Here is a 22,468-nt window from a genome sequence, read left to right on the forward strand (position 1 = left end):
TGTTGGGGTTGTGGTTCGTCGCGGATGCCAGGTTCACCAAAGGTATTATCCAGCTATGATTCAGCCTCCTCTTCGTTCGCCCGGACAAGCACTTCGGGACCAAATGAAGGAAGGAATCGTGGTCATGCCGGGGGCGTTTTCGGCGCTGACGGCACTAGCCGCGTACAAGCAGGGCGCGAAGGCGGTCTACCTGAGCGGAGGCGCTATTACCAACAATTTGTTAGGGGTTCCCGATATTGCGCTGACAACCCTGAATGAGATGTCGGGCGTGGCGGCGCAGGCTTGCCAGGTCGCGCCGGTGCCGATCATTTGCGATGCCGACACGGGGTTCGGGGAGACGTGGAACACGGTTCGAACCGTCATCGAAATGGAGCGAGCCGGACTGGCGGGCATCCATCTGGAGGACCAGGTGAGCCCCAAGCGGTGCGGGCACCTGGAAGGGAAGGAGGTGGTCCCCACCGACCATATGGAAACCAAGATTCGCGCGGCGGTTTCGGCCAAGCGCGACCCATCGTTTGTGATCATCGCGCGGACCGACGCCCGTGGGGTCGAGGGCATCGACGCGGCGATCGACCGGGCGAAAGCTTATGTGCAGGCGGGCGCCGATGCGATCTTTCCTGAGGGGCTTATTTCGGAAGCCGAGTTTGAAGCGTTTCGAAAGGGAGTCGAGGTTCCGTTGCTGGCGAATATGACCGAATTCGGCAAGACGCCATTAATTACCGCTTCCCGGTTTGGGGAATTGGGATACCAGATGGTGATCTTCCCGGTAACGGCTTTGCGGGTGATGCTGAAGGCGGTCGAAGAGTTTTACGCAGAACTGTTGGAGACCGGGACTCAGGCCGGATGGATGGACAAGATGCGCACCCGAGCCCAGTTGTACGAGACGATCGACTACGGCGACTACACGGCGCAGGATGCCGAGTGGAAGCACTGATCTTTTGAGCTAACTCACCGAGTTTGCTCGTTAACCTATTTTACGCCAATCGCCGTACAATAGTGTCAGGATGCGCAGGACCGAAAAGGCCGCTAAGTGGGTGATTCGAGCGCTTTTGGGTTCGCCACTTTTCCTCATTTTTGGGGCCTTTGGCTTTCTTGCCATCGATGGTGGACATCCTCTTTACTTGGTCCTAATTCTCGCCGCGGTGGTAGCAGTTTGCTTGGTCTTGCACCATGCGGAGGTGAACTACGGCATTGGCTGGCCCAGCCTTGTGCGCATTTTGCAGTCGGCTCTCGTTCTCTTTGTTGCCTACTCTGTTTGCCTCTTGCTCTTTCTGGGTTGGCGTGGCTTTGGGAGCCCAGAATATATAGATTGGGCAATCTATCTATTCAAGTTTCTTATGCCGATCCTTGCCTTGATTTTGCCCTCCCTCCTCTTCTTTGCCCCCGGTAAGAGTCTGTTTGGACGGTGGGCGCGTCCTGGCGAGTACGACGGAGACTAAGCCAGTTGCGACAAATCGGGTCGCTTGCGGTACACGCTCGTCGATTGCTGGATCATGTTTGCGACGGAGAGGATCGTGCCTTCGTCGTACAGGCGTCCGATGAGCGAGATGCCGGTCGGTCGGCCCTGATTGTCGAGACCCATCGGGACAAATAGCTGAGGGTGGCCGGTGAGGTTGGTCGTGACAAGGACGTCACCGGCGCGCTCTGGTCCGATGACGAGATCGAAGTCGCCAAACTCCTCCTCGAAGCGTTGCATCAGCTTAGTGCGGGCGCGCATAGCCTGGATGTAGTCCACGCCACTGAGCATCGATGACGCGCGGAAGATCGGTGGCCAAAGGGAGCCTTTCATCGAGTCCACGCGTCCATCGCGAGTGATCTCGTCGAATGCGGCGGCGGCCTCGATGGAAAGGACTTCGCTGACGCCATCCGTCGGAGGCGAGAATTTGACCGGGCTCAATTTCGCCCCAAATCCACGCAAGATTTCGCCCGCAACGCCGATTTCTTTGGACACGTCGTCCGAATCAAATCCTTCGGAGGTGACGACGCCAATCTTGAGGCGGCGGAAGTCAGCGGATGGCCGATAGGAAAACGGATAGTCCACGGACATCGGGTCACGGTGATCGGCGCCATGAATCGCGGCGAGCACGAGGGCACAGTCCTCGGCGGTGCGGCAAAGCGTGCCGACCTTGTCCATCGTCCAACTGAGGGCCATCGCACCCCAGCGACTTGTTCGTCCAAAGGTCGGACGCAGACCGGTGACACGGCACCGCTGGGAAGGCGAGATGACCGAGCCAAGCGTTTCGGTGCCAATCGAGAAGGCGAAGAGTCCGGCGGCGGTGCCCGCGGCCGAACCCGCGGATGAGCCAGACGATCCCTGCTTGGGATTCCAGGGGTTGAGGGTCTGACCGCCAAACCAGATGTCGCCGTAAGCCAATGCGCCGAGGCTGGTTTTAGCGACGAGGATCGCACCTGCAGCGGTCAGCTTTTCGACGACCGCGCTATTGTAGGTCAGGATCTGGTTTCGATACGGTTCTGCGCCCCAGGTCGTCGGATATTCCTTGGCGGCAAAGAGGTCCTTCAGGCCGTAGGGAATGCCGTGCAAAGGTCCGCGATACTTGCCCTTGGCGATTTCGGCGTCGGCATCGATGGCTTGCTGGCGGGCCAAGTCTTCGGTGAGGGTGATGACGTTGTGGAGCAGCGGCCCGTACCGCTTGAGGCGGGTCAGATAGACCTCGGTGAGTTCGGTTGATTTGAGCTTTTTGTTGCGAATCAGGTTGCTGAGTTCGACGACCGTCATGAAGGCGAGGTCTTCATCGCTGGAAGGTCGGGTTTCGCTTTTGGGCTTGGTGGTGCGGATGTCGCTTCGGTAGCCCGCCTTTGGTTTCTTGCCTTGGGGAACGAAGTTAAAGGCGGGAGCAACATCGTTGCTGAGTCCGGCCTTGCGAATCTTGTCGAGCCCTTCGCGCGAGCCTGCAAGCGTGCGCAGAACAACTTTGCGCTGGTCGTCGGTCAGGGTGATTCCAGCCAGTTTTTCCGCGCCCTTAATGTCATCAATGGTGTACGTGGCCCGGTCGGCATTCTGCGCCAGTACCTGAAACGGCGCAAAGGCCGCCACCAGCGACCCTGTCAGAAAATGCTTGCGAGAAATACCGGCATCGAACCCCATGGGGACCATTCTACTACCCAGTCAGGAGTTGGCAGTTTGGAGTTGCCAGAATTTGATTCCACACTGCCAACTATTGATCAACCGAACCGAGAACTACTCGTTCGCCCAAGAATTGATGAGCCACCAGTTGGCTTGGTCGTGAGGCATGAACTTGGGATGGGTTAGGGTCTCGAACGACGGCATATAGCCCAGGGAACCATCGCCGTAATGCTTGATGCGGAGAATGACTTCTTCGACGTGTCGGCGGGCGGCACGGCACCTGTACACATCGGCCATCGATCCGCACGAATTGATGTGGTTTGCCGAAGCGACCTTTTCCAAATCCTCGAAGATCTGGCGGCACGGCGAAAGGTGCGTGATGGCTTCGCCAGGTTTGCGGTCGGCATAGGCTTGATGGGCGAGTTCGGCGTAATGGACGAACTCAACCGACTTGCGGATGAGTTGGCAGACGCCGCGCTGGTCGGCTGAGGAGGCGAACGGTAGAGCGCGCTCGGAAAGCTCTAGAGCAGCTTTGCCCTTTGGGCCGTAGAGGTCGTCTCGATTTCGCAGCCAAAGCAGGAACGGGTTTCCGTAGAGGAAAAGGCGGCACTTGATGGACGAGCGGATGCCGGAAAAGCCCCAGATGCCCCCGAGGGCGGGCAGTTCGCACCCGATGAGGCGGGCCCACTCTTCGTGGTTTTCGCCATGTGTGAGGTATTGCCGAACAAAGCCGTCGGCCTCGATGATGGAAGCGTATTCCTGTATCGATTCCGCTAAGGTGGCATCTGGATTCACCTGCGCTTGGTCCTGGCCAGCAACGGCGTTCGCGAGGATATGACCGCTGGCTTCGATGGCGGGCAAGATGGTGTTGTAGTTGCCGAACAGTCCGCACTCCCACGTGGTGACGCAAACGCCTTCGGCATCCAGCCGAGCAGCGGCTTCGGCGTGCTCGCGAACGTTTCGCTCGCTCTGGGGAAGGTGGCACCAGATGGAATTATAAGTGTGGAGCGTGGGGCTGAAAACGGTGCGGAAGCCTTTGTCGCGGAAAAGCTTCGAGGTGTGTTCCGGCGAGGAGAAGTACTGCCAGTCGAAGATCATGGTCTCTTTTGGCAGGCAATCGAGCGCTTCGGGGTGGTCGAAGAACATGTCGCCCCACACTGCGGGTGTGCGACCAAGGCTGGAGACGTACTCTGCCAATGGTCCGAAATGGCGACCGTAGAGCTCGGCCTTCCCGTCCTTGATGCCGGACTTCTCATACTCCTCAACGCGAGCGAGGGAGTTTTGGCCCCGACCCAATTGTTGGGTTTCGTCGCCGCCGATATGGACGATTTCGGAATTGAAAACCTCTACCGTATCGTCGATTAGCTTACGACACAGGGACAGAAATTCTTCGTTGGTTGGGTCGGCTTGCATGCCCTTGAACCGCTCGCAAGCAAAGCGCTGACCTTCCTCGGTGTAAAGGAACCCTTCGAAGTGGCCAAGGAGGTTGATGAACGGAATAATCTGGAGATCAGGGAATTCGGATTGAAGGTCGCGAATGGTTTCGGGTCGAAGCGATTCCTTACCTGCGGCCCAGGGAGCCGATGGGTAAGCGAACCGGTGCTCTAGGTAGAGTCCGAGGGCGTTGTAACCGTTCTCGACGGAAAGCTTGCAAAGTTTGTGGAGGTAGGCGTGAGTGGGAGCTTGCTCGCGGGCAAGGTCGTAGGTCCACATGCGAAGGCGCATAGGGAAATAGGGTACCGCCGCGGCTAGCGAAAAGTGATGACCGCTTCGCCTTTGGTTTCGGCCGCGAGCAAATGCGACTTGAGCCAGCGCATCTGCCGCTGATCGTCTTTGGTGTACGCGTCAAAAAAGGCGAGGGTTGATTCCTGAACGATTCGGACGTGCAATGAGTTCGGACGACCGGCTCCTGGCCAACTGAAGTCGCCGGTTATTCCCCCGAAATTGTGGCTGGCGTCCTGAATCCACACCAGAAATTTGTCGCCAGCGGGCGACAGTTTGAACGGCTCCTGGCGGGCTTCGGGGTGGGCTTTGACCTCTTCGGTGTCAACCGGTGTGAAGTCTTTGGTGCCGCCAATGACCATCAAGGGACGGTGGAAGCTCTTCCAATCTTGGGCATCGCGCCCGCCCGCACCCTGGGGGGAGATACTGCAAAATGCCGTTGGAATCGGAGAGGAGAGGTTCTTCTTTTGCACCAGCATTCCCCCGAGCATTTGGGTGGTGTGGGCACCGAACGAGTGCCCGGCTTGGACGATGCGTTTGGCATCCAGCCTTCCGTTCAGTTCGGGAATCCACTTCTTGATTCCTCGGCAAACCTCGTATATGAATTCGCAGTCTCGCACCCGGGAGCGATAGTCGGGCATTTGGCGCTTCATCGGCGGAATGGGGCGCACGCCGGGCGGCAGGTTGTGGAACGAGTCGCGGTGACGGGGTTGGAAGACCGCATAGCCGTGGTCGGCCCAATAGTCGACCAGGGGGCTCATCGAGTCTTCGCTTCCGATGATATCGTGAGAGAGGACAATGATGGGAAGGTGGGTACCTTCGCGCGGGAACGTGACTCGCACAGCGACCGAGCGATCCTGCTTGGGATCACGCCATACGTACGACTTTTGCACCAGATTATTTGCCTGTAGCAAGAGCAAAGGCAGGGCAACCACACCCTACTTACGTGTGAGCCCCTTCGATTGTTCAAACTATTTCTGCTTTGAACTATCTTTATTCTCGTTTCATTCTCTGCTGAAATCTGGCTATGCCATATCAGTAAAAGAATCCGGGTCCTACAAATCTATCAGTTCCAGCGCAACTTCACTACAAAAATGTCGGCCTTCGGACGAAAGTTGGACGCGGTCATGGTCGGCAACGATCCAACCGAGGTTGAGCAATTTGGGCAAGCGTGCGTCGTCAACCTCAGTGATCGAGATGCCCTCGTTGAGTCGAAGACCGAGCATGACCTTCTCGATCTTGCGGGTTTCGGGGCTGAGGTCTTCAGACTCGAAGAAGATCGGCTGTCCATTCTCGACCGCCTCGCAGTAGCGGTCGGGGTGCTTGAGGTTGGTGTATCGGCGCGAAACTCCGTCGAGCGTGATGCAACCGACGGCGCCGGGTCCGTAGCCCGCGTAGTCCTCGCCGTACCAGTAGCAGAGGTTATGGCGGCACTCTCGTCCGGGTTTGGCAAAGTTCGAGATTTCATACTGCATGAGCCCGACTTCTTGGGTGCGCCGAAGGCATTCCTCATACATCTCGCGCTGGATTTCGTCGTCGGGCAAGTCTAGTTCGCCACGAAGGTTCTTCTTGTAGAAGGCGGTGTTAGGCTCGATAGTGAGGCAGTAAAGGCTTAAGTGATCGGGCTGGAGGGACAAGGCTTTGTCGAGGTTGCGATCCCATCCGATTCGACTTTGGGATGGGAGGGCAAACATCATGTCCAGGTTGAGATTATCGAACCCGGCGGAGCGGGCGGCTTGGACGGCGCGTTCGATTTCGCTCGCTTTGTGGATGCGGTCGAGACGGATGAGATCGTCGTCGAGAAAGCTTTGTGCGCCAAGCGAGAGGCGGTTGAAGCCAGCGGCGACCATGGCCTCGAATTTTTCGGCATCGACGGTGCCGGGGTTTGCCTCGCTGGTGATTTCGCATCCGTCGATGGGCGGATGCACCTCGCGTACAGCATCGAGGATGCGGATGAGCTGGCTCGACGAAAGGAATGTCGGGGTTCCGCCGCCGAAGAAGATGGTCTTGGCTGGAGTGCCGCGAAGAGGCGACCGCTGGATCTCGGCAACGATTGAGGCGACGGTTCGCTCGACGATGGGGCCATCCATCGCGTAGCTGTTGAAGTCGCAGTATCCACACTTGCTGGGGCAAAACGGGGTGTGGATGTAGACGGCGAGGGGCGTTATGAGTTGGGGGGCGGCAGTTTGCAGTTGACAGATAGTTTACTAGTTAGGGCGGGAAGCAGAAGAAGCGAGAGAAGAGGAAGAAGAGCGAACGCTAGTACGGTCTTCTTCCGAGACTTGTCACTTCGAAAAGCAGGCCCGTTGTATCTGCTAGTTCGGCTTCCACGGATCAGGTTGGTGGACCCACGAATTGAGGAACTTGCCAACTTTGCCCAGGGATTCGGCGCTGCACTTGTCCGGCGTGTCGCGGAGCGTGTGCCACGGGTCATAGGTGAAATCGATAAAGTCTACAGTCGGGATTCCGGCATCCAGGAATGACAAGTGGTCGTCGTAGATCTCGCCCTGCTGTTCCATCGGGAAAGTCTTGGACATGCCGATGTCCTTCGCATGTCGATACAGCGCGAGAGTGAGCTTGCGGGCGCGGTTGTAGCTGTTCGGCTCGACCGGAATCTGGAGGTCGGCGTCGCCGATCATGTCGATCAGGATTCCGTAGTCGGGCTTGTGCTTCGGCAAGTGCTGAGCGAAGTAGGTCGCGCCGAGGAACATCTCGTCGAGACCGGGGCCGAGGTCCTCGCCATCGACGAAGAGGTAGCAGATACCAAGTGACTTGGGCACATCGTGGGTGTGTCGCATCAACTCCAGCAGGACGGCGGTGCCCGAAGCACCATCGTTCGCGCCGGGGATCGGCTTTGCGCGGTTGGCTTCCTCAATCTCTTGGTCGGCGGTTGGACGAGTGTCCCAGTGGGTGAGGAGGACGACGCGCGTAGTAGCGTTCTCCCAGTTTTGGTAGCCGATCACGTTCCACATTTGGCGGCGAGAATTGTCGCGTGACCATACGTGGCCAAACGGCTGAAGCTCCGCGGAATCGCAATCCTTCTTGACTTCATCGAGGATTATATCGCGGCACTTGACGTGTGCGGAGGTGTTGGGCACTCGGGGGCCGAGGTCACATTGTTTCGTGAGCCACTTCCATGCGGCGGCTTGGTCGAAGGTAGTTTTGGGTTCCTGGCGGCCTAGGAGAAGAGCGGCTAAAGCGATTGATGTGAAAGCCATCTTAATGTAGAAGTTTGGACGCTTTTACCCTTAAGAAGTTTCTCAATCGAGGGGGAAATTACTTTTTCCGGCTTTGTGAAGTTCCACACAGAGTAGTAACAAAGTCCTCCTCTAGCCAAGCTGGCCGGCATAGAGACGGTGTACGTTTTGGCGGGATCGAGATTGGTCCCGGCGACGTTCGCGCTTAAGATTTTGGGCCGGCTGGCTCTGGCGGTTTGGAAGGTGACTTCGGTCCCGCTGAGGAACAGCATGTCTGGCGAAGACTCGGGATAGAACGAAATGCTTTTCTCAAATGCTTCGTTCAATTGCTTGCCGGTGAGGGTGACGAGCCACAACTCGTCGGTGGGAAATTGGAAGGAGGAGGCTAGGTCCTTGGTGTCCTTGGAGACCGAGAGGAAGCCGGATGCCACGAAGGCGATGTCTGCGCCGGAGGCGGAGCGGAAGATATCGGCGATCGATTGGCCGACCTGGGTTTCTTGGGCGGACGGGCCGTTGGCGGACGCAACCTGAGCCATCGCACTGACTGCGATTAAAATTCCGGTACCGAGGGATATGAATTTCGTAACCATCGAAGCGACCCAACCTTACGTTTCTTGGTTTATTTTTCTTATCGGCGAAGTTCGGGAAAAATAAAGAGATCAGGATGCTCGTCCACCCTGATCTCCTCCTTGAGGACTATATTATAAGCGATTATTCTTCGATTCGTACGCCCATCGAGCGTGCAGAGCCTGCGATAATTCGCATCGCCATTTCCTCGTCGTCGGTATTGAGGTCAGCCATTTTGGCCTTTGCGACCTCGCGAAGCTTATCCTTGGTGAGGACGCCAGCCTTGTCCGTTTTTGGGTTAGCTGCACCGGTGGTGATACCAGCGGCTCGCTTGATAAGGTCGGTAGCCAGAGGCTGCTTGACGACAAAGCTGTAAGATCGGTCCTCAAAAACGGTGATTTCAACCGGAAGGACGAAGCCCATCTGAGGGGCCGTCATTTCGTTGAACTTCTTGAGGAATTCCATCATGTTGATGCCGGCCTGACCAAGTGCAGGACCGACAGGGGGCGAGGGCGTGCCCTTGCCCGCTGGAATATTGAGTTTGATGTTTCCAGTGACTTTCTTTGGCATGGTTGTTAATCTCCAGTCAAATTCTTTTCACCCATGCACGAGAGGGAAGCATCGTTTGGGCGTAAACGAACAGTATACCTTGGCGAATTGCCCGGATTCGAGGGTGCAGATCAGGGCTTATCGAGGCCAAAAGGCATGTTTTTGACGCGGTTAATTTCTTGGAGCGGAAGCGCGCTGACGTGAAAGTCCATGAAAGCGACGTCTCGCCGGTCGCCGGCCAAGGGGATTGGCGAGATAAAGAGCCAAGTGTTGGCGGGATCTTGGAGCTTTTGCAGGGTGACACTCGAGACATTGTTGTTCCACTCCAATTCGCTCGATAAGTTGAAGAGCTTGTCTCCACTGAAGTACCCCTTGATCTTCTCGGTGACCTCGGTCGAGGTGGAGAATGGCGGCATCCGGTCGTTGGTGTCCGAAAGGTAGAGCGAGACGGCTTGGGCGATCAGCTTCGCGTCAGATTCGGACCGCATAGTGTCGACCTCGTGTCGAGCCTTGGAGAAGACGGGGATGAGCAAGGCGCCGATGCCGCAACCGCACAGCGCGAGGGTGCCGAATACGATGACGAACCATACGCCGATGGGAAGCTGTTTCCGGTCTTTCGGGGAATTCTGGGGGGGCGGCAGTTCGCTCACAGTCAATTAATGAATATGACAGAAACCCGGTGCGTCTTAGAGTCTGGCAGGTGCTGCACAGACTCAGTCAAAGGGACTTTTCGCAAAAATTTGTAAAAAGGGCCGAAATTTTGTAAGTTATTGAGAGGAACCCTTCGTCTACACCAAGTAGAGTGAGCGACCGCATGAAGTTCACGCCGCAGTTCATCCAGCCGGAAAAGGAACCGGTCGTCGATACCATCGACGGAAAGTTCGTGTCTCCCACGGACGAAGACGCGGCCGCGCGTGAGTTCTTCCCTGAAATGGTTCACGACTACCGGCAGACGGCCAAGCTGACGTACCCGCGAATCTTGGACAAAGAGGGCCACGAGTACTACGAAGACATCATTGCGACCTTCAACAAGAAGACGGATCGCGAGCCGTCGGCCGTGGTCGAGATGGAGCAAACGCTTCGGGCGCGATACGGACGCCATTTCCCAGCCGAAAACTTCAGCCTGATTGGACGATATCTGCGCAACGAGCCGTTGGACGCCCTCATCGCCGAGCGCGAAAAGCTAATCGAAGACTTTTCGATGTTCATCGCCGGCGAGCAACTGCCGAACATCTGCCCGTTGGACCGTCTTTTCCGACCTGGCGAGGCCAATTTCAGCCTTTCGATCTTCTGGTTCAACCTCGCCGAGTTGTATGGTTACGACCATAACGCGGAGAAGGGCCTTGAGGCCATCGGCCAGGCAATCCAAGAATTCACCGAATACGCCCAGCACCAATATCCCTATCAGGACGAACCGATGCGAGAATCGGACGTCATCATGCTGATTTCGCGGTTGGTGACTCGGGCAAGCTACCTCGACATGATGGGCGAGCCGAAAGCCGCCGACGAGTCGTTGGCTCACGCTGAGTCTATCGACCCAAAGATTTACGCCGAAGTTCTCGGCAGGCTGTCTAAACAGCCACATCTCGAAGCGTTCATCGAACGTATTCGTCAATAACACAGAAGGAAAACCATGAGAAAAATTGCATCGACTCTCTTCCTCAGCATCGCCTTTGCGATCGCCGTCATGGCGATGCCGGGCAAAGCTCAAACCTCGACCCATAACGGTCCAGTTATGCTCGCCGATTCCGAAGGACACGGCGGCGGACGCGCGGACTCGGAAGGGCACGGCGGCGGAACGGGACATCACCGGGTCGACCAGACCACGGTCTATTCAGCATAACGAACCAGAAGACGTTACGAAGAGGAGGCTTGTATGGACCAACTAACTAACTTTGATTTCGAGAGGATGATCGAAAAGGCGAAGAGTGGAGATATCGATGCTCTCTACTCCCTATTCGCCAAGGCTCACGTGGCCGCCCTCGCGATCGCGGTGAGCGTGGTGAAGAACCGCACCGAGGCCGAGGACGTCATTCAGGACGCCTTCCACAAGATTCTTCGAAATATCGACAGCGCCTCGACCATTTGGCCTAAGTTCCGAAGCTGGATGCTAATGATCGTGAAGAATGAAGCGATAGACCATTCGCGCAAGTTGAAGAGACTCGTTCCGATCGAAGAATGGGTTGAGATTCCGGACGGTGAACAGGCTCGACAAGAAGAGACCGACCGAGTTGACGAACAGGCCTTTGAACTGGTTCAACAGTACCGCTCGAAGCTGATGCCCCGCCTAAAGAGACAGCAGCCCATCATCCTGAGGGAGATCGCGGTGCGAGTGGACAAGGGCGTCGAATTCAAGGAAGCCTGCAACAGCGTTTCCAGACTGGTGGTCAACAACCGCAAGTCCTGCCTCTCGCCTGGCGCAGTGCAAGCCGAGTGGTTCCGGGTCTTCCGAATGCTGAAGCAGATTCTGGAGGAGGACAAGGTCCGACTCGAAGCCGCCAAGCCGCTGATGATCCTGATCGGTAAAGGACTCTAGTCCGTCTTCAGTGAAAAATCGCCTCAGCCATTTTGGTTGAGGCAATTTTTGTGGCCGAATAACGGAGTTTTTGCCACAGGTAGAGAAGGACGATCAGGGCTACGGCTACTGCTACTGCCATGATGTTCTCCCACGCCATTGCTTCACTTAGGCTAAAGTCTCTCCGGAGCATTGGCCGGCCGCACTTCGGGCAGGTTTTGGCGGGTTCGCCGCGGTAGTCGCAATATCGGCACGATGCCTTGCGGTCACTCCCGATAGATCGGCTTGAGGTCGAATCCTACTCCGATCCGGTTCCACGCGTTCATGGTCGCGACCACGAGCGTAATAGCGACGATTTCCTCTTCTGAGAAATATTTGGTCAGGTTCTCGTAAGCCTCAGCAGTGTCGTATCGGTCAGCGAGGCCGGTCAGCACTTCCGCCCATGCCAACGCTGCGCATTCGTCGTCGCTGAACAGTTCCGATTCTTCCCAAACTGGCAGACAGTCCAATCTTTGTTGGCTCTCGCCCGCTTCCCTCGATTCGTTTGCATGCTTGTCCACGCAGTATGCGCACCCATTGATTTGGGAGACGCGAAGCTCCAGCAAAGCTCGAAGGGAAGTATCGATAGCGTCGAGATGCTTACCAACCGAGGCCAGGCCCCGGATGGCATCTGGATTGATGGCGCGATAGTCGGCACGCATAGAATGATTCTACGGGATTAAGCGAATCATTTAGCCAGCCGGACCGGGAGGATCGAGACTTGGCTCTAGATGCGCCTTCTCACCAAGGAATCCTAACACCAGAGCGGCCAAAATAACGACGGCACCGATGACCGTATTTTGTGAAGGAATCTTGTGATCGACGGCCCAACTGAGCAGGGTGGCGATCGGCGGTTGAACCGCTATCGCGACCACTAACAAGGTCAACGGGGAAGTCTCGACGATGCGATACCAAATCGTGAAGGTCACGATTCCTGAGATCAGGATCAGGTAGAGCATCGGATAGAAGGTGCCGAATGAAAAGGCGGGCACGGTAAGCGGCAGGGAAGAGCCGAGAACTGCGGCGGCTAGCCAAAATGCGGCGGCACCGCCCCACATCTGACCTACGAGGACGGAAACGCCGGAGGTGCGACGCGAAATCCGCGCGGCGATGATCCCCATAAAGCACTCGATGATGACTCCCGAGCCGAACATCAGGTTGCCCTTCGTGTGCCCTAGCATGTCGGGAATCTTGAACCCGACAGCCACGATATAGGCGCCCACAAATGAGAGCAAAATGGCCGACCATCGTCGTGGCGACATTGCCTCGTCCTTCAACAGAAAGAACGACATGATAGCGGTCCAAAGCGGCGAGGTGGTGAGGAGCACGGTGCCTTCGACCTCGCTGGTCAGTCCCATCGAAGAGTAATACAGCAGGTGCGCCGGGCCAAAAAATAGAAAGCCGATCAGCAGTGACTTTGCCCAGTCCCTTTTCGGCATCGATTTGTATCCGCTGAACCGGCGAAAGTCGGGCGACAGAAGCAGAGCTGAAAGTAGGAGCGCAAGGGAGAGCCATCGCACGCAGCCGATGCCGAGCGGTGAGAAGCCGGTCTCACGAGCACGACCAATCATCAGGTTGACGGGCGCCCAGAGGACGTGCAGCACCAAAACGATGTCTAGTATTCGGCGAGAGTCCTTCAATTATCCGGTTGGACTATTTTGGTGACGACGGTTTGGTCGCCTTCTCGGCGAAAGTAGATCGACGCCGGTCGATCGGTGGGCCAAGAATCGACGTCGATTTGATCGACAAGGTCCTGGGGAAACTTGAACGTGACGAAGCTGGGGGACTTGGTGGTGATCACTCGTCCATTATCGTACTGCTTCGCGGTCAGCATTCCGTAGAAGGAGCCGGTCAAATGCACCCAATTTCGCTTGCAGACCTCGTAGCGTTCCTGCCCGCTTTCGGGAGCAGCTTCCAAGTTGCGGATGATACGAACCGGCCAGGCGGTTTTCATCGCGGCTTTGAGGGATGGATAAGGGTTGCGAATGCCTTTGGGCGAGAATAACTCGAAGTGCAGATGCGGGCCGGTGGCATCGCCCGAGTCGCCGACGTATCCGATCAGTTGTCCCGATTGGACGTGGTCGCCGAATCGCAAGTTCGGTGCAAACATAAAGTCGAAGTTATCTTTGCCGTCGTTGGTGCCGGGCGTATCGTCGTTAAGGTGGGTTCCCAGGACCTTCCATCCATCGGAGCCATAAATCCAAAACGTGTGAACTTTGAAACCGACCACGCCGGAAATGGGTGCGACGATCGGCGTCATTTTTCGGGCACGGATGTCGATGGCGGTGTGGTGGAAGCCGCTTCGCTGAGTGTTGTAATCGTCGTTGTATGAACACGATCCGATCAGCGGAAAGACCATCGGCAGGTGTACCCGTGCGAGCGGAAGATTGTGGTTCACGAACGGCGCGACGGGAGGCGGAAATTTTCCGTAAGCGGCCCACGTTTGGGCAGTAGCAAAGATAAAAGCGCCAATCATCCATCTCCTCCTTGAGTGGTTTGCTCAGGTGGGTTGATCCCCGCTTCCGCGAATCGAAAGCGGACCTCTTTTTAGAGCAAACCCCACTTTGAGCGGTTCGGTCGCAGGAATCGACCGAATACTCGTATTATCGGCTTCGAAACGAGCCGCCCTTATGATTTTACGACACTTTCATGCACGCGTGTTCCCTTGTTTGGACCCTTAAAGAAAGCTTCTCCCAAACCCTCGAGGCGATGGTGGGTAGACTGGGGTCTCATCGAGAGTGAATTTGGAATGAGTGACAGTGTTGCCGACAAATATCCTAACTACAGCCCGGGCCTAGAAGGCGTCATCGCCGGCATTAGCAGCATCTCCGATATCGATAGCGACCGAAGCAGTCTTCAGTACCGCGGATACGATGTCCACGACCTCGCGGAGAAGGGAAGTTATGAGGAAGTCGCTTTCCTGTTGCTGTACAAGAAGCTGCCGACCCAGGCCGAGCTCGATGGATTCAAGGGAGTGTTGGCCGCTGAGCGAGAGATTCCCGAATACATCTACGATATTCTCGCCAAGCTTCCCAAGAACACCCACCCCATGGACATGGTTCGCACCGCCTACTCGGCGCTTGCACCATCCGATCCGGACTACACCAAGCCGTCTACCGACCACGAAGCCAATGTCCGCAAGGCGGTTCGCATCATTGCAAAGGCTTCGACAATCGTGGGCAATGGCCACCGAATTCGTCAGGGTTTGAGCCCGCTGAAGCCGAATGCTTCGCACGGCATCGCCGAAAACTTTCTCCACCTGTTCAGCGGCGAGACCCCAGTTCCGAAGACGGTTGAAGTCATGGACGCATCGCTCTGTCTTTACGCCGAACACGGTTTCAACGCTTCGACGTTTGCCAATCGAGTCACCGTTTCGACGCTGAGCGACCTGTATTCCGGCGTCGTGACTGGCATCGGTACTCTCCGAGGTCCGCTGCATGGCGGCGCGAACGAGGAAGCCATGCACATGATTCTCGAAATTGGTGAGCCAAGCAAGGCTCAAGCTTGGATCGATGACGCTATCGCCAACAAGAAAAAGATTATGGGCTTTGGCCACCGCGAGTACAAGAATGGCGACAGCCGCGCATTCTACATGTCGAAGGTTGCCAAGGAACTCGGCGTCGAGAAGGGGAACACCAAGTTCAGCGAGATCGCCGATATTTTGGAAACGACGATGCGCGAGAAGAAGGGAATCTTCCCGAATGTGGACTTCCCTTCGGCTTACGCTTACTACCTTTTGGGGATTCCGATCGACCTTTATACGCCGCTCTTCGTGGTAGCACGGCTGGCCGGATACACGTCCCACGCGATCGAACAGCTCGATGGCAATCGCCTCATCCGTCCGAAGTGCATCTACGACGGCGCGAAGAATCTCGAGTACGTTCCTATTAGTCAGCGACAATAACAATGAGTCGATGCGGCGCGGGTCTGGTTCCTTCAAAATCACCAAACCCGCGCTGGATGCTAGCCATCGTGGGCCTCTCTTTGGTCGGGTGCCGGCCTACCTACTCAGTTCGAGATATTCACGGCGCATGGACCGGCGATAAGCAGGCTCCAGGCTACGATTCCATGCTCATCTTTGCAACCGACGGAACCTACTCCCTCAGTTACCACCAAGATAAAGATAACTATCGCTACATGGGCACTTTTCAGGTGAAGGGCGATCAGATTCAGCTTCAACAGCAACGCGTAGTGCATGGCAAAGACGACCATCAGGAGGCCAAATCCTGGTCCAGCCAGCTTGTCTGGCTATCGGACGACCATATCGAGCTTTACACAGACGGGCATTCGGAAAAGTACACCCGCTTCGTGCCCAAAAACGGCAAGAGCCCCACACTGTGAGGCTCTGTCGGTATGGTTGGGATGGTAGGTTTAGGATCGTCCCCAAAGAGCTTTGACTTCGCTGAGAGTCAATCGGTAGTCGCTCCACGGGAAGTATCCGTTCACGTTGTTGCTGTCGTCGGTGTATACGCCGGTCTCGGTTCGCGGATCAGTATAGTATCCGCCCCACCAGTAGATTCGTCCGAGGTGCGAAGACAAGGTGCCGGCCATGTCCTGGTTGTACAGTTCGGTTCGGATTGCGGCGAGGATGCTCTCTCGGCTAGCCGGAAGCTGGGTGAGCGGAGTGAGGTAGCCACCCTGCATCATGTAGCTGCGGGAAAAGCTTCGGAGCTGATCCATGGTCATGCCTTGGTAGTTCGGCAGGGAACCGTTTTCAAGAGTCGCCGTTGGATCGAGTTTGATTCCACCGCTTTGAGCTCCAGTGAAGTAACACTCCGTGACGTCGACGATGTTACTGTTGCCCGGCATCTGGAGGTTGGCCACCAACTCCACCTGCTTATTCAATTCGGCAACCCATCGCTTGGCGTATTCTTGAGGGGTTTCCCATCGGCCCATGGAGGCGTTGATCGGGCTGCTGGTCAACTGATCGTCAGCGTTAGGGCTGCTGTAGGGGTTGAGGGCCGTGAATCGCCAGCGATAGATGGGCGAGTTAAAGTGCAACGCTCGTCGACCGCAGTAGGTCGGCCAGTTCTTGCCCTGCATCTCTTTCGAATAGGATGAGATTTCGTTGAGAGCCGGCGCCAAGTTGCCGCCCCATTGGATGTTGCGAAGCTGTCCCTTGACGTAGTTGATGTGGTAGCTGTCTACGTTCTCCGAGAACATAGAGAAGGCGGGCATCGTGATCGGGTTGGTCCCGAAGGTGTCCGGCACACCGTAATTCGTCTTATATGACTTATAAGGTTGGTAGTCGATGCCAGCCATAGTGGCTTCGAGGACCGAACCAACGCCTTGCCATGAGCCAACGGCTCCGTCGATCGAACCGCCCGGGTGTCCACCAGCGGGTTCATTGCCCATCTGGAAGCCCATTCGAGCCACGAAATTCTCGGTCATGTCTCCTGTGCCGGTTCGAGCTCGAACCACCGTGGCCGCGTAGTCGTTGACGTCGTATACGAAGTTCTGAACGTGGTTGCGCAGATATGGATAGTACTGTGTGTAGGGTCGCCACCAGTCTCGCTTGGCTGGGTCTCCAGTTTGGATCGGCGTGCTCAACGTGCTTCCCCATGGATTGACGGTGATGTTGCTCCAGGAGTCGGCAGTGGCATTGGAAGGAGCGACGCCCGGAGTCACGTTCCACAGCAGATTGAGTCCGTTGCTGAGGTCCGTCCCACGGAACATAATTCGGCTGATGATTGCGCTGTAGTCTCTTGCGGCATTTCCGTGCCCCTTCGGATTGAAGGGATCGGGGAATCGGTTACTCAAGTTGGCAGTCACACGAACCCATGTATTCTTCGGCAGAAGGTCGGTCATCTCATACAAATCGGTCCACAAATGGTTTGCCGGGTCGCTCCATGTTCGTCCGGTCGTTACCTGAGCCACGCCGGTTCCAGTCATGACTGCGGTGGAGTTGTTCCAGCGGGCGCTGGCCTTGCCATCGTTGAACACGAAGTTCTTGTAGTCCGATGATGTCTGATAACCAAAGAGGTCGGGTGCCGGAGCATTGAATCCGAACCGTTGCGCATACCACGCTTCCGTTTGTGCCATTGCGACCCCACTGATTAAGAGCATCGCCGCTGCCGAGAGAGACTTCATGCCTGGGAAATGCCTTATCCCCGCAAACAACGAATCAAGAAGATTGCTAGGTCTGGCCTCTGGGGTTCCAAAACCGCTCCTTTTACGGGGTTCGTTGGCACAAGGGCTACGATTTGAGCCTGAGTCCTGGTGTTTCCTTTGTGTGGAAAACTTAAACACCTTGTGAGGTTTCCAGCTTAAATACTGTACAAAGCACCCCGGTTTTTTTGCGAATTCTGATCGGTAAACTGTTTTCGTGCGAATACTCGTAATCGGCAGCGGCGGACGGGAACATGCTCTTGCTTGGAAGCTAGCCGAAGAAGCCGAAGTGATCTGCGCCCCCGGGAATGCCGGTATCACCGAGGACGTAGAGTGTGCGAACGTCTCGACCATGGATTTCGCGTCGATCCTTGGGCTGGTGAGAGACCGCGCCGTCGACCTGGTGGTTGTCGGTCCAGAAGATCCCCTCGTGATGGGGCTAGCCGATGCCCTGCGAGACCAAGGGATTCCCACTTTTGGGCCTGGTCGAGCGGCAGCCCAGTTGGAGGGGTCGAAGGCATTTTCCAAAGCAATGATGATGCGCGCCGGAGTTCCGACGGCGGGCTACCAAACCTTTATCGATGGGACGGCGGCAAAAGAGTATTGCCGGCGGATGTTCGGCGAGGAGCGGCAAGTGGCACTGAAGGCCAGCGGTAACGCCCTGGGCAAAGGCGTCATCGTTTGTTCCATGCTAGAACAGGCACTGGAGGGTGTCGATCAATTGCGAGCCCTGGGCGAGGCGGGTCGAACGCTGGTCATCGAAGAACGTCTGATCGGTCGCGAGTTTAGTTTGCTGACGCTGGTTTCGGACGACGGCATCCACAGCCTGCCGATCGCCCAAGACTACAAGCGCGTGTTTGACGGCGACGAAGGGTCGAATACAGGCGGAATGGGCTCATACTCGCCGCTCGATTGGGTTGAGCCAGGGCTGGTCGAGCAGGTTGAGAAGGAAGTGGTTTTGCCCGTGGTGAAAGCTCTCCAGGAAGACAAAATTTCGTATCGTGGCGTGCTGTTCAGCGGTTTGATGGTGACAGCGGACGGTCCAAAGTGCATTGAATACAATGTGCGTTTTGGCGACCCGGAAACGCAAACCGTTTTGCGGCGTCTTGGGCCAGGATTATCCGAAGCTCTTTTTGCCTGCGCCCAGGGCGCGCCGATTCCGGCGATACCGGTCTTGCCAGACAAAGCCATCACCGTAGTCTTGGCTAGCGGTGGATATCCGGGTGAATACGCGAAGGGCAAACCAATCGAGATTGGCAAACTTGATCCGGCAGTCAAGGTTTTTCATGCAGGTACGGCGAAGAAGGATGGCCAACTGGTGACCAATGGAGGGCGTGTGCTAGGAGTTTCGGCTGTGGGGGCCACGGCCGAAGTGGCTCGGAGCCTGGCATACGAAGCCATCGGAAAAATATCCTTCGATGGAATGCACTTCCGAAAGGATATTGGAGCGTAGAAGGAATCATGCTTAACCCCTATGACTGGCAGGAGGCGATGAACAATCGCGTTTCCTACATCGTTAATCGCATCGAAAAGGGAGCGCCGGTCCTCGCCGTCAGCCTGGAAGCGGGCATCCTGCTCTTCACATATCGACGACAAAGCCCGAAGATTTTTGAAATCTACGATCGATTGGGCTTCGCCGGTTTGGGGCAGCAGTCGGATATCGAGTCGATCCGTGTGATGGCGGTTGAATTCGCCCATCGAGAGGGCTTCTCGCGCAGTGAGCAGGATGTGACTGTTCAACGCGTGGTGACGGCGGTGAGCGGGCCGGTTAAGAAGTCTTTCGCCGATTTCTCCTATTCGCCAACGCTTGCTATGTCGCTTTTTGCCGAACTTGGTTCGACTCCCGAACTAGATTCGTTTTACGTCGTCGACTTTGACGGCGACTACCATCTGCACAAACACTCGGTGGTGCTGAGTGGACGAAACCAACTAAAGAAGGCACTGCATGAACAGGTTCCCGTCAAAACAACAGTTGAAAAAGCGATCCCGAAGCTCCAGGAACTGTGGGGAGAAATTGCCAGCTTCGACGGTGAAGAGGAAGTCATTTTGGATGGAATGACGCCAGAGGTGCTGTTGATGGAGAGGAATTCGCTTCGGGAAAACGTTTTTCGAGAAATCCAGGTTTGAAGCGAATTCAGTTTGAGGCGATCACTCTTGCGGCAGTCTGTACGGACCTAGCAAAATGTCTGGGTTCCAAAGTTCAGGCCGTTCGACAGCCGAACGAAAATGAGATTGTCATCGAACTGTATGGAAGGGGTGAAGTTCGTCACCTGTTGATCTGTGGACACCCGGAGTTCTTTCGCGTCCATTTTGTTTCCCGTCGCCCCACCACCCTGCCATCTCCGCCGCAGTTCTGCACGGCATTGCGGACGAATCTCGTGGGTCTGCATTTAGAGTCGGTGACGATGGTGAAGAGTGACCGACTGCTTTGCCTCGACTTCGAGGGTTGGAAGTTGTACGCAGAACTCATGGGCAAGCACTCCAACGTCATCTTAGTCAACGAAAATAATACGGTGCTGGGAGCCATGAAGTGGGTGGGACGATCGAAGTCCAAACGTCCAATTCAGCCACAACAGAAGTATGAACTTCCGCCTGTACTTCGCGATCGGCCAGACCTGAGCGAATTCGCCGGACCTCCCACGGGAGTTGAGCCGCGCCAAGTGGTTGCGGAACCTTCTGCATGGAAACCAGGATTGTCCATGTCGGCCGGTGCCTACCCATTCGATCTCTCTGCTACCTATTCGGACTGGGTTCCGGCTGAGTCCATCAGTCGAGCCCTGGAAGATTTCTACCTAGTCGAGGTTCAGCGGCAGGAGATCGAAAGCAAGCGGAGTTGGCTTTCGTCGCAGGTCGAACGCGTTTTACTGGCTCGTGAGGTTGCGCTTGCTAGTCTGTTGGAGGCGAGAGAAGCGGGCGGCAAGGCGGCCAAATGGCAGCGTTACGGAGAACTATTGCTCGCCTACGCGGGCATGGTCGGAGAAGGATCGGAGACGACCGATCTCTTCGATTACGACGGTTCCCCACTGACCATCAAGCTCGATCCTGGACTCGACGCTAAAGACAACGCGCTTCGCTATTTCGAAAAGGCGAAGAAGGCAAAAGGGCGGCAAGGCTTGGTGAGCGAGCAAATCGAGCGAATCGAGGCGAGCGCAGCGGCTTTGCGGAAGACATTGGCTGAGATTGAAGAGGCTCATTCAGTCCAAATCCTTGAAGGAATCGAGGAGGAGGTGCGGAAGAATCGGTGGCTCCACGAACAACCGGTTGCAAAGGGCGGTACCGCCGAACGCCCCTATGAGGGGCACAAAATCCGTGAAATCCTGGGCCCAAGCAACTACCGAATCCTGTATGGTGATACCGCCGAAGCGAACGACTACCTGACTCTGAGGGTAGCCAAGAGCAATGACTATTGGCTCCACGTTCGGGGTCACACCTCGGCACATGTGGTAATCCAAACCCACAACCAGCCCGACAAGGTGGGTAGGGAAGTCCTTTTGGCGGCGGCCAAGATCGCAGTTCAGCACTCGAACCAAAAGCACGCGGGCTACGTTCCGGTGGACTATACGCTCAAGAAATATGTACGGAAACTGAAGGGTGCGCCGAAGGGCACGGCGCTTTATGTCAACGAGAAAACCCTTCATGTCGAAGGTTAGCGGAACCTTTTTGGAAGTATTATCCTATGGGCTCTCGCCGAGAAGCATATGAAATCCAAGACCATTCGATTTGTTGCCGCCGCCGCTTTGTTCGCCACGCTTGTCGCTTGCGGCGAAGGGCTATTGGGAACCTCTTTCACGCCGGCTATCGCGAGCCTTAATCCGACTTCCGGTGCGGTGGGAAGTTCGGTCTCCATTTTTGGAACGTTCCTCAGTACGGAAGAGCATGTGCCCTACAATGTGACTTTCAACGGCACGGCCGTGACGAGCGCAACCTATGTCAATGACACGGAAATCACGGTCGTGGTACCGACCGGCGCAACGACCGGTCCAGTTGTAGTTACGAATCCGAACGGCACGAATCCGCTGGCCTCAAACTCGATCACTTTCACGGTGACGACTTCGAACTAAACTCGCTCAACGTGAAAGCGGTCGGCATCGAGTCCTCTTAGCATCACATCGATCTCTGCGGCGTTTTCGATCGTGTGATCAAGCCAACGTTCGAGGTCGGCGGTTTGCATGATCGAAGGCATCCATGGCTTGTAGCGAAGGATCAATGGGTTGGGATACGTGGTGACAATCGCACACGAAGCGATCTCCGACCCGTTTGGGTCGATCCAATCATCCCAGATTCCGGCGAAGTAGAAGAGCGGCATGGACGGCACAGTGAAACGGTACTTTGCCCGTGTACTGACACCGAGGTATTGCGGATCAAGAGGATCGACTCCCACCGAATCCACTTCGTCGCGCCACTCGAAGAACGCCGTTGCGGGGAGCAGGCAACGACGCCGCCAGATGGACGTTTTGAATGCGCTCTGGTCAAACAGTCGCTCCCTTCGGGCGTGTAGCATGGAGCCGCCAAAATCTTCTTTGGCCCAGCTCGGCGTGAGTCCCCAACGCAGCAACTTCATTTCGCCGTGTTGGCAAATGGCGGGGACGAAGGTCGTGGGTGCGATTTCGTCGCCGAGGAAGCTCTTCTCCATTTCCTCGAAGATCGGTTTGCCCGATCCCTTCAGCGTGTATCGCGTGGGCACCC

General features: G+C 56.2%; 24 protein-coding genes. 11 read left to right on the forward strand and 13 right to left on the reverse strand.

Annotation, left to right across the window (positions count from 1 at the left end; genetic code table 11):
- Positions 1-55 precede the first annotated feature (55 nt).
- Entirely contained in the window at positions 56-934 is an 879-nt protein-coding gene (prpB, locus tag GC165_07965; GenBank protein ID MBI1332801.1) for a methylisocitrate lyase, read from the forward strand.
- A gap of 70 nt (positions 935-1,004) precedes the next feature.
- A complete protein-coding gene (locus tag GC165_07970) occupies positions 1,005-1,439 on the forward strand; it encodes a hypothetical protein (GenBank protein ID MBI1332802.1) in 435 nt (144 codons plus the stop codon).
- Here the strand turns inward: GC165_07970 and GC165_07975 are convergent.
- The 8 genes from GC165_07975 to GC165_08010 all read right to left on the reverse strand — a co-directional run bounded on the left by GC165_07975 (position 1,436) and on the right by GC165_08010 (position 9,770).
- Entirely contained in the window at positions 1,436-3,115 is a 1,680-nt protein-coding gene (locus tag GC165_07975; protein ID MBI1332803.1) for an amidase, read from the reverse strand. The two genes, GC165_07970 and GC165_07975, sit on opposite strands and share 4 nt — an antisense overlap.
- Before the next feature lie 84 nt (positions 3,116-3,199).
- Complete coding sequence (locus GC165_07980) at positions 3,200-4,810, reverse strand: family 20 glycosylhydrolase (protein ID MBI1332804.1); 1,611 nt, start codon at positions 4,808-4,810, stop codon at positions 3,200-3,202.
- Positions 4,811-4,833: 23 nt separating this feature from the next.
- Positions 4,834-5,700, reverse strand: coding sequence for a hypothetical protein (locus GC165_07985; GenBank protein MBI1332805.1), 867 nt, complete (start codon positions 5,698-5,700; stop codon positions 4,834-4,836).
- Between the two features lie 162 nt (positions 5,701-5,862).
- Positions 5,863-7,008 carry a radical SAM family heme chaperone HemW gene (gene hemW / locus GC165_07990; protein MBI1332806.1) on the reverse strand — a complete coding sequence of 382 codons (1,146 nt, stop codon included), beginning with the start codon at positions 7,006-7,008 and terminating at the stop codon, positions 5,863-5,865.
- Between the two features lie 114 nt (positions 7,009-7,122).
- A complete protein-coding gene (locus tag GC165_07995) occupies positions 7,123-8,025 on the reverse strand; it encodes a M28 family peptidase (protein MBI1332807.1) in 903 nt (300 codons plus the stop codon).
- A complete protein-coding gene (locus tag GC165_08000; GenBank protein ID MBI1332808.1) occupies positions 8,001-8,594 on the reverse strand; it encodes a hypothetical protein in 594 nt (197 codons plus the stop codon). The genes GC165_07995 and GC165_08000 overlap by 25 nt, the downstream gene beginning before the upstream one ends.
- A gap of 121 nt (positions 8,595-8,715) precedes the next feature.
- Positions 8,716-9,141: a 50S ribosomal protein L11 gene (gene rplK, locus GC165_08005; GenBank protein MBI1332809.1), complete on the reverse strand. Its 426-nt coding sequence runs from the start codon at positions 9,139-9,141 to the stop codon at positions 8,716-8,718.
- A 110-nt stretch (positions 9,142-9,251) separates the two neighbouring features.
- The gene (locus GC165_08010) at positions 9,252-9,770 is read right to left on the reverse strand and encodes a hypothetical protein (protein ID MBI1332810.1); all 519 of its coding nucleotides are present in this window, start codon (positions 9,768-9,770) and stop codon (positions 9,252-9,254) included.
- Positions 9,771-9,934: 164 nt separating this feature from the next.
- Between GC165_08010 and GC165_08015 the strand changes: the two genes are divergently transcribed.
- The 3 genes from GC165_08015 to GC165_08025 are packed head-to-tail and all read left to right on the forward strand — an operon-like array spanning position 9,935 to position 11,656.
- A complete protein-coding gene (locus GC165_08015) occupies positions 9,935-10,738 on the forward strand; it encodes a hypothetical protein (protein MBI1332811.1) in 804 nt (267 codons plus the stop codon).
- 15 nt (positions 10,739-10,753) lie between these two features.
- The gene (locus GC165_08020; GenBank protein MBI1332812.1) at positions 10,754-10,963 is read left to right on the forward strand and encodes a hypothetical protein; all 210 of its coding nucleotides are present in this window, start codon (positions 10,754-10,756) and stop codon (positions 10,961-10,963) included.
- Between the two features lie 33 nt (positions 10,964-10,996).
- On the forward strand, positions 10,997-11,656 hold the full coding sequence (locus GC165_08025; GenBank protein ID MBI1332813.1) for a hypothetical protein: 660 nt from the start codon (positions 10,997-10,999) through the stop codon (positions 11,654-11,656).
- A gap of 245 nt (positions 11,657-11,901) precedes the next feature.
- On the opposite strand, the gene GC165_08030 is transcribed toward GC165_08025, so the two are convergent.
- The 3 genes from GC165_08030 to GC165_08040 are packed head-to-tail and all read right to left on the reverse strand — an operon-like array spanning position 11,902 to position 14,150.
- Positions 11,902-12,336, reverse strand: a complete 435-nt coding sequence (locus GC165_08030; protein MBI1332814.1) for a carboxymuconolactone decarboxylase family protein — start codon at positions 12,334-12,336, stop codon at positions 11,902-11,904.
- Positions 12,337-12,366: 30 nt separating this feature from the next.
- The gene (locus tag GC165_08035; protein ID MBI1332815.1) at positions 12,367-13,278 is read right to left on the reverse strand and encodes an EamA family transporter; all 912 of its coding nucleotides are present in this window, start codon (positions 13,276-13,278) and stop codon (positions 12,367-12,369) included.
- A 32-nt stretch (positions 13,279-13,310) separates the two neighbouring features.
- Positions 13,311-14,150 (reverse strand): peptidoglycan DD-metalloendopeptidase family protein, encoded by an 840-nt coding sequence (locus tag GC165_08040; protein ID MBI1332816.1) that lies wholly within the window; start codon positions 14,148-14,150, stop codon positions 13,311-13,313.
- Between the two features lie 273 nt (positions 14,151-14,423).
- On the opposite strand from GC165_08040, the gene GC165_08045 reads away from it, so the two are divergent.
- Positions 14,424-15,578: a citrate synthase gene (locus GC165_08045; protein MBI1332817.1), complete on the forward strand. Its 1,155-nt coding sequence runs from the start codon at positions 14,424-14,426 to the stop codon at positions 15,576-15,578.
- 56 nt (positions 15,579-15,634) lie between these two features.
- On the forward strand, positions 15,635-16,015 hold the full coding sequence (locus tag GC165_08050) for a hypothetical protein (GenBank protein MBI1332818.1): 381 nt from the start codon (positions 15,635-15,637) through the stop codon (positions 16,013-16,015).
- Between the two features lie 30 nt (positions 16,016-16,045).
- Here GC165_08050 and GC165_08055 read toward each other — a convergent pair whose 3' ends face one another.
- On the reverse strand, positions 16,046-17,716 hold the full coding sequence (locus GC165_08055) for a hypothetical protein (GenBank protein ID MBI1332819.1): 1,671 nt from the start codon (positions 17,714-17,716) through the stop codon (positions 16,046-16,048).
- A 283-nt stretch (positions 17,717-17,999) separates the two neighbouring features.
- Here GC165_08055 and purD point away from each other — a divergent pair, with 283 nt between their 5' ends.
- The 4 genes from purD to GC165_08075 are packed head-to-tail and all read left to right on the forward strand — an operon-like array spanning position 18,000 to position 21,843.
- Positions 18,000-19,235 (forward strand): phosphoribosylamine--glycine ligase, encoded by a 1,236-nt coding sequence (purD, locus tag GC165_08060; protein MBI1332820.1) that lies wholly within the window; start codon positions 18,000-18,002, stop codon positions 19,233-19,235.
- Positions 19,236-19,243: 8 nt separating this feature from the next.
- Positions 19,244-19,909, forward strand: coding sequence for a hypothetical protein (locus GC165_08065; GenBank protein ID MBI1332821.1), 666 nt, complete (start codon positions 19,244-19,246; stop codon positions 19,907-19,909).
- Complete coding sequence (locus GC165_08070; protein ID MBI1332822.1) at positions 19,906-21,432, forward strand: DUF814 domain-containing protein; 1,527 nt, start codon at positions 19,906-19,908, stop codon at positions 21,430-21,432. Before GC165_08065 ends, GC165_08070 begins: the two co-directional genes overlap by 4 nt.
- Before the next feature lie 48 nt (positions 21,433-21,480).
- On the forward strand, positions 21,481-21,843 hold the full coding sequence (locus tag GC165_08075; protein ID MBI1332823.1) for a hypothetical protein: 363 nt from the start codon (positions 21,481-21,483) through the stop codon (positions 21,841-21,843).
- Here GC165_08075 and GC165_08080 read toward each other — a convergent pair.
- Positions 21,840-22,466 (reverse strand): hypothetical protein, encoded by a 627-nt coding sequence (locus GC165_08080; protein MBI1332824.1) that lies wholly within the window; start codon positions 22,464-22,466, stop codon positions 21,840-21,842. The two genes, GC165_08075 and GC165_08080, sit on opposite strands and share 4 nt — an antisense overlap.
- Positions 22,467-22,468 lie beyond the last annotated feature (2 nt).

The organism is Armatimonadota bacterium (assembly GCA_016125185.1).
GTDB lineage: Bacteria > Armatimonadota > Fimbriimonadia > Fimbriimonadales > Fimbriimonadaceae > Fimbriimonas.

Coding starts and splice junctions, on each gene's coding strand:
- GC165_08050 (MBI1332818.1), top strand. CDS start 15,635: ATGCTAGCCATCGTGGGCCTCTCTTTGGTCGGGTGCCGGCCTACCTAC.
- GC165_08015 (MBI1332811.1), top strand. CDS start 9,935: ATGAAGTTCACGCCGCAGTTCATCCAGCCGGAAAAGGAACCGGTCGTC.
- GC165_08025 (MBI1332813.1), top strand. CDS start 10,997: ATGGACCAACTAACTAACTTTGATTTCGAGAGGATGATCGAAAAGGCG.
- GC165_08065 (MBI1332821.1), top strand. CDS start 19,244: ATGCTTAACCCCTATGACTGGCAGGAGGCGATGAACAATCGCGTTTCC.
- GC165_07980 (MBI1332804.1), bottom strand. CDS start 4,810: ATGCGCCTTCGCATGTGGACCTACGACCTTGCCCGCGAGCAAGCTCCC.
- GC165_07995 (MBI1332807.1), bottom strand. CDS start 8,025: ATGGCTTTCACATCAATCGCTTTAGCCGCTCTTCTCCTAGGCCGCCAG.
- rplK (MBI1332809.1), bottom strand. CDS start 9,141: ATGCCAAAGAAAGTCACTGGAAACATCAAACTCAATATTCCAGCGGGC.
- GC165_08030 (MBI1332814.1), bottom strand. CDS start 12,336: ATGCGTGCCGACTATCGCGCCATCAATCCAGATGCCATCCGGGGCCTG.
- GC165_08020 (MBI1332812.1), top strand. CDS start 10,754: ATGAGAAAAATTGCATCGACTCTCTTCCTCAGCATCGCCTTTGCGATC.
- GC165_08040 (MBI1332816.1), bottom strand. CDS start 14,150: ATGATTGGCGCTTTTATCTTTGCTACTGCCCAAACGTGGGCCGCTTAC.
- GC165_08075 (MBI1332823.1), top strand. CDS start 21,481: ATGAAATCCAAGACCATTCGATTTGTTGCCGCCGCCGCTTTGTTCGCC.
- prpB (MBI1332801.1), top strand. CDS start 56: ATGATTCAGCCTCCTCTTCGTTCGCCCGGACAAGCACTTCGGGACCAA.
- GC165_08055 (MBI1332819.1), bottom strand. CDS start 17,716: ATGGCACAAACGGAAGCGTGGTATGCGCAACGGTTCGGATTCAATGCT.
- GC165_08000 (MBI1332808.1), bottom strand. CDS start 8,594: ATGGTTACGAAATTCATATCCCTCGGTACCGGAATTTTAATCGCAGTC.
- GC165_08045 (MBI1332817.1), top strand. CDS start 14,424: ATGAGTGACAGTGTTGCCGACAAATATCCTAACTACAGCCCGGGCCTA.
- GC165_07975 (MBI1332803.1), bottom strand. CDS start 3,115: ATGGTCCCCATGGGGTTCGATGCCGGTATTTCTCGCAAGCATTTTCTG.
- GC165_07970 (MBI1332802.1), top strand. CDS start 1,005: ATGCGCAGGACCGAAAAGGCCGCTAAGTGGGTGATTCGAGCGCTTTTG.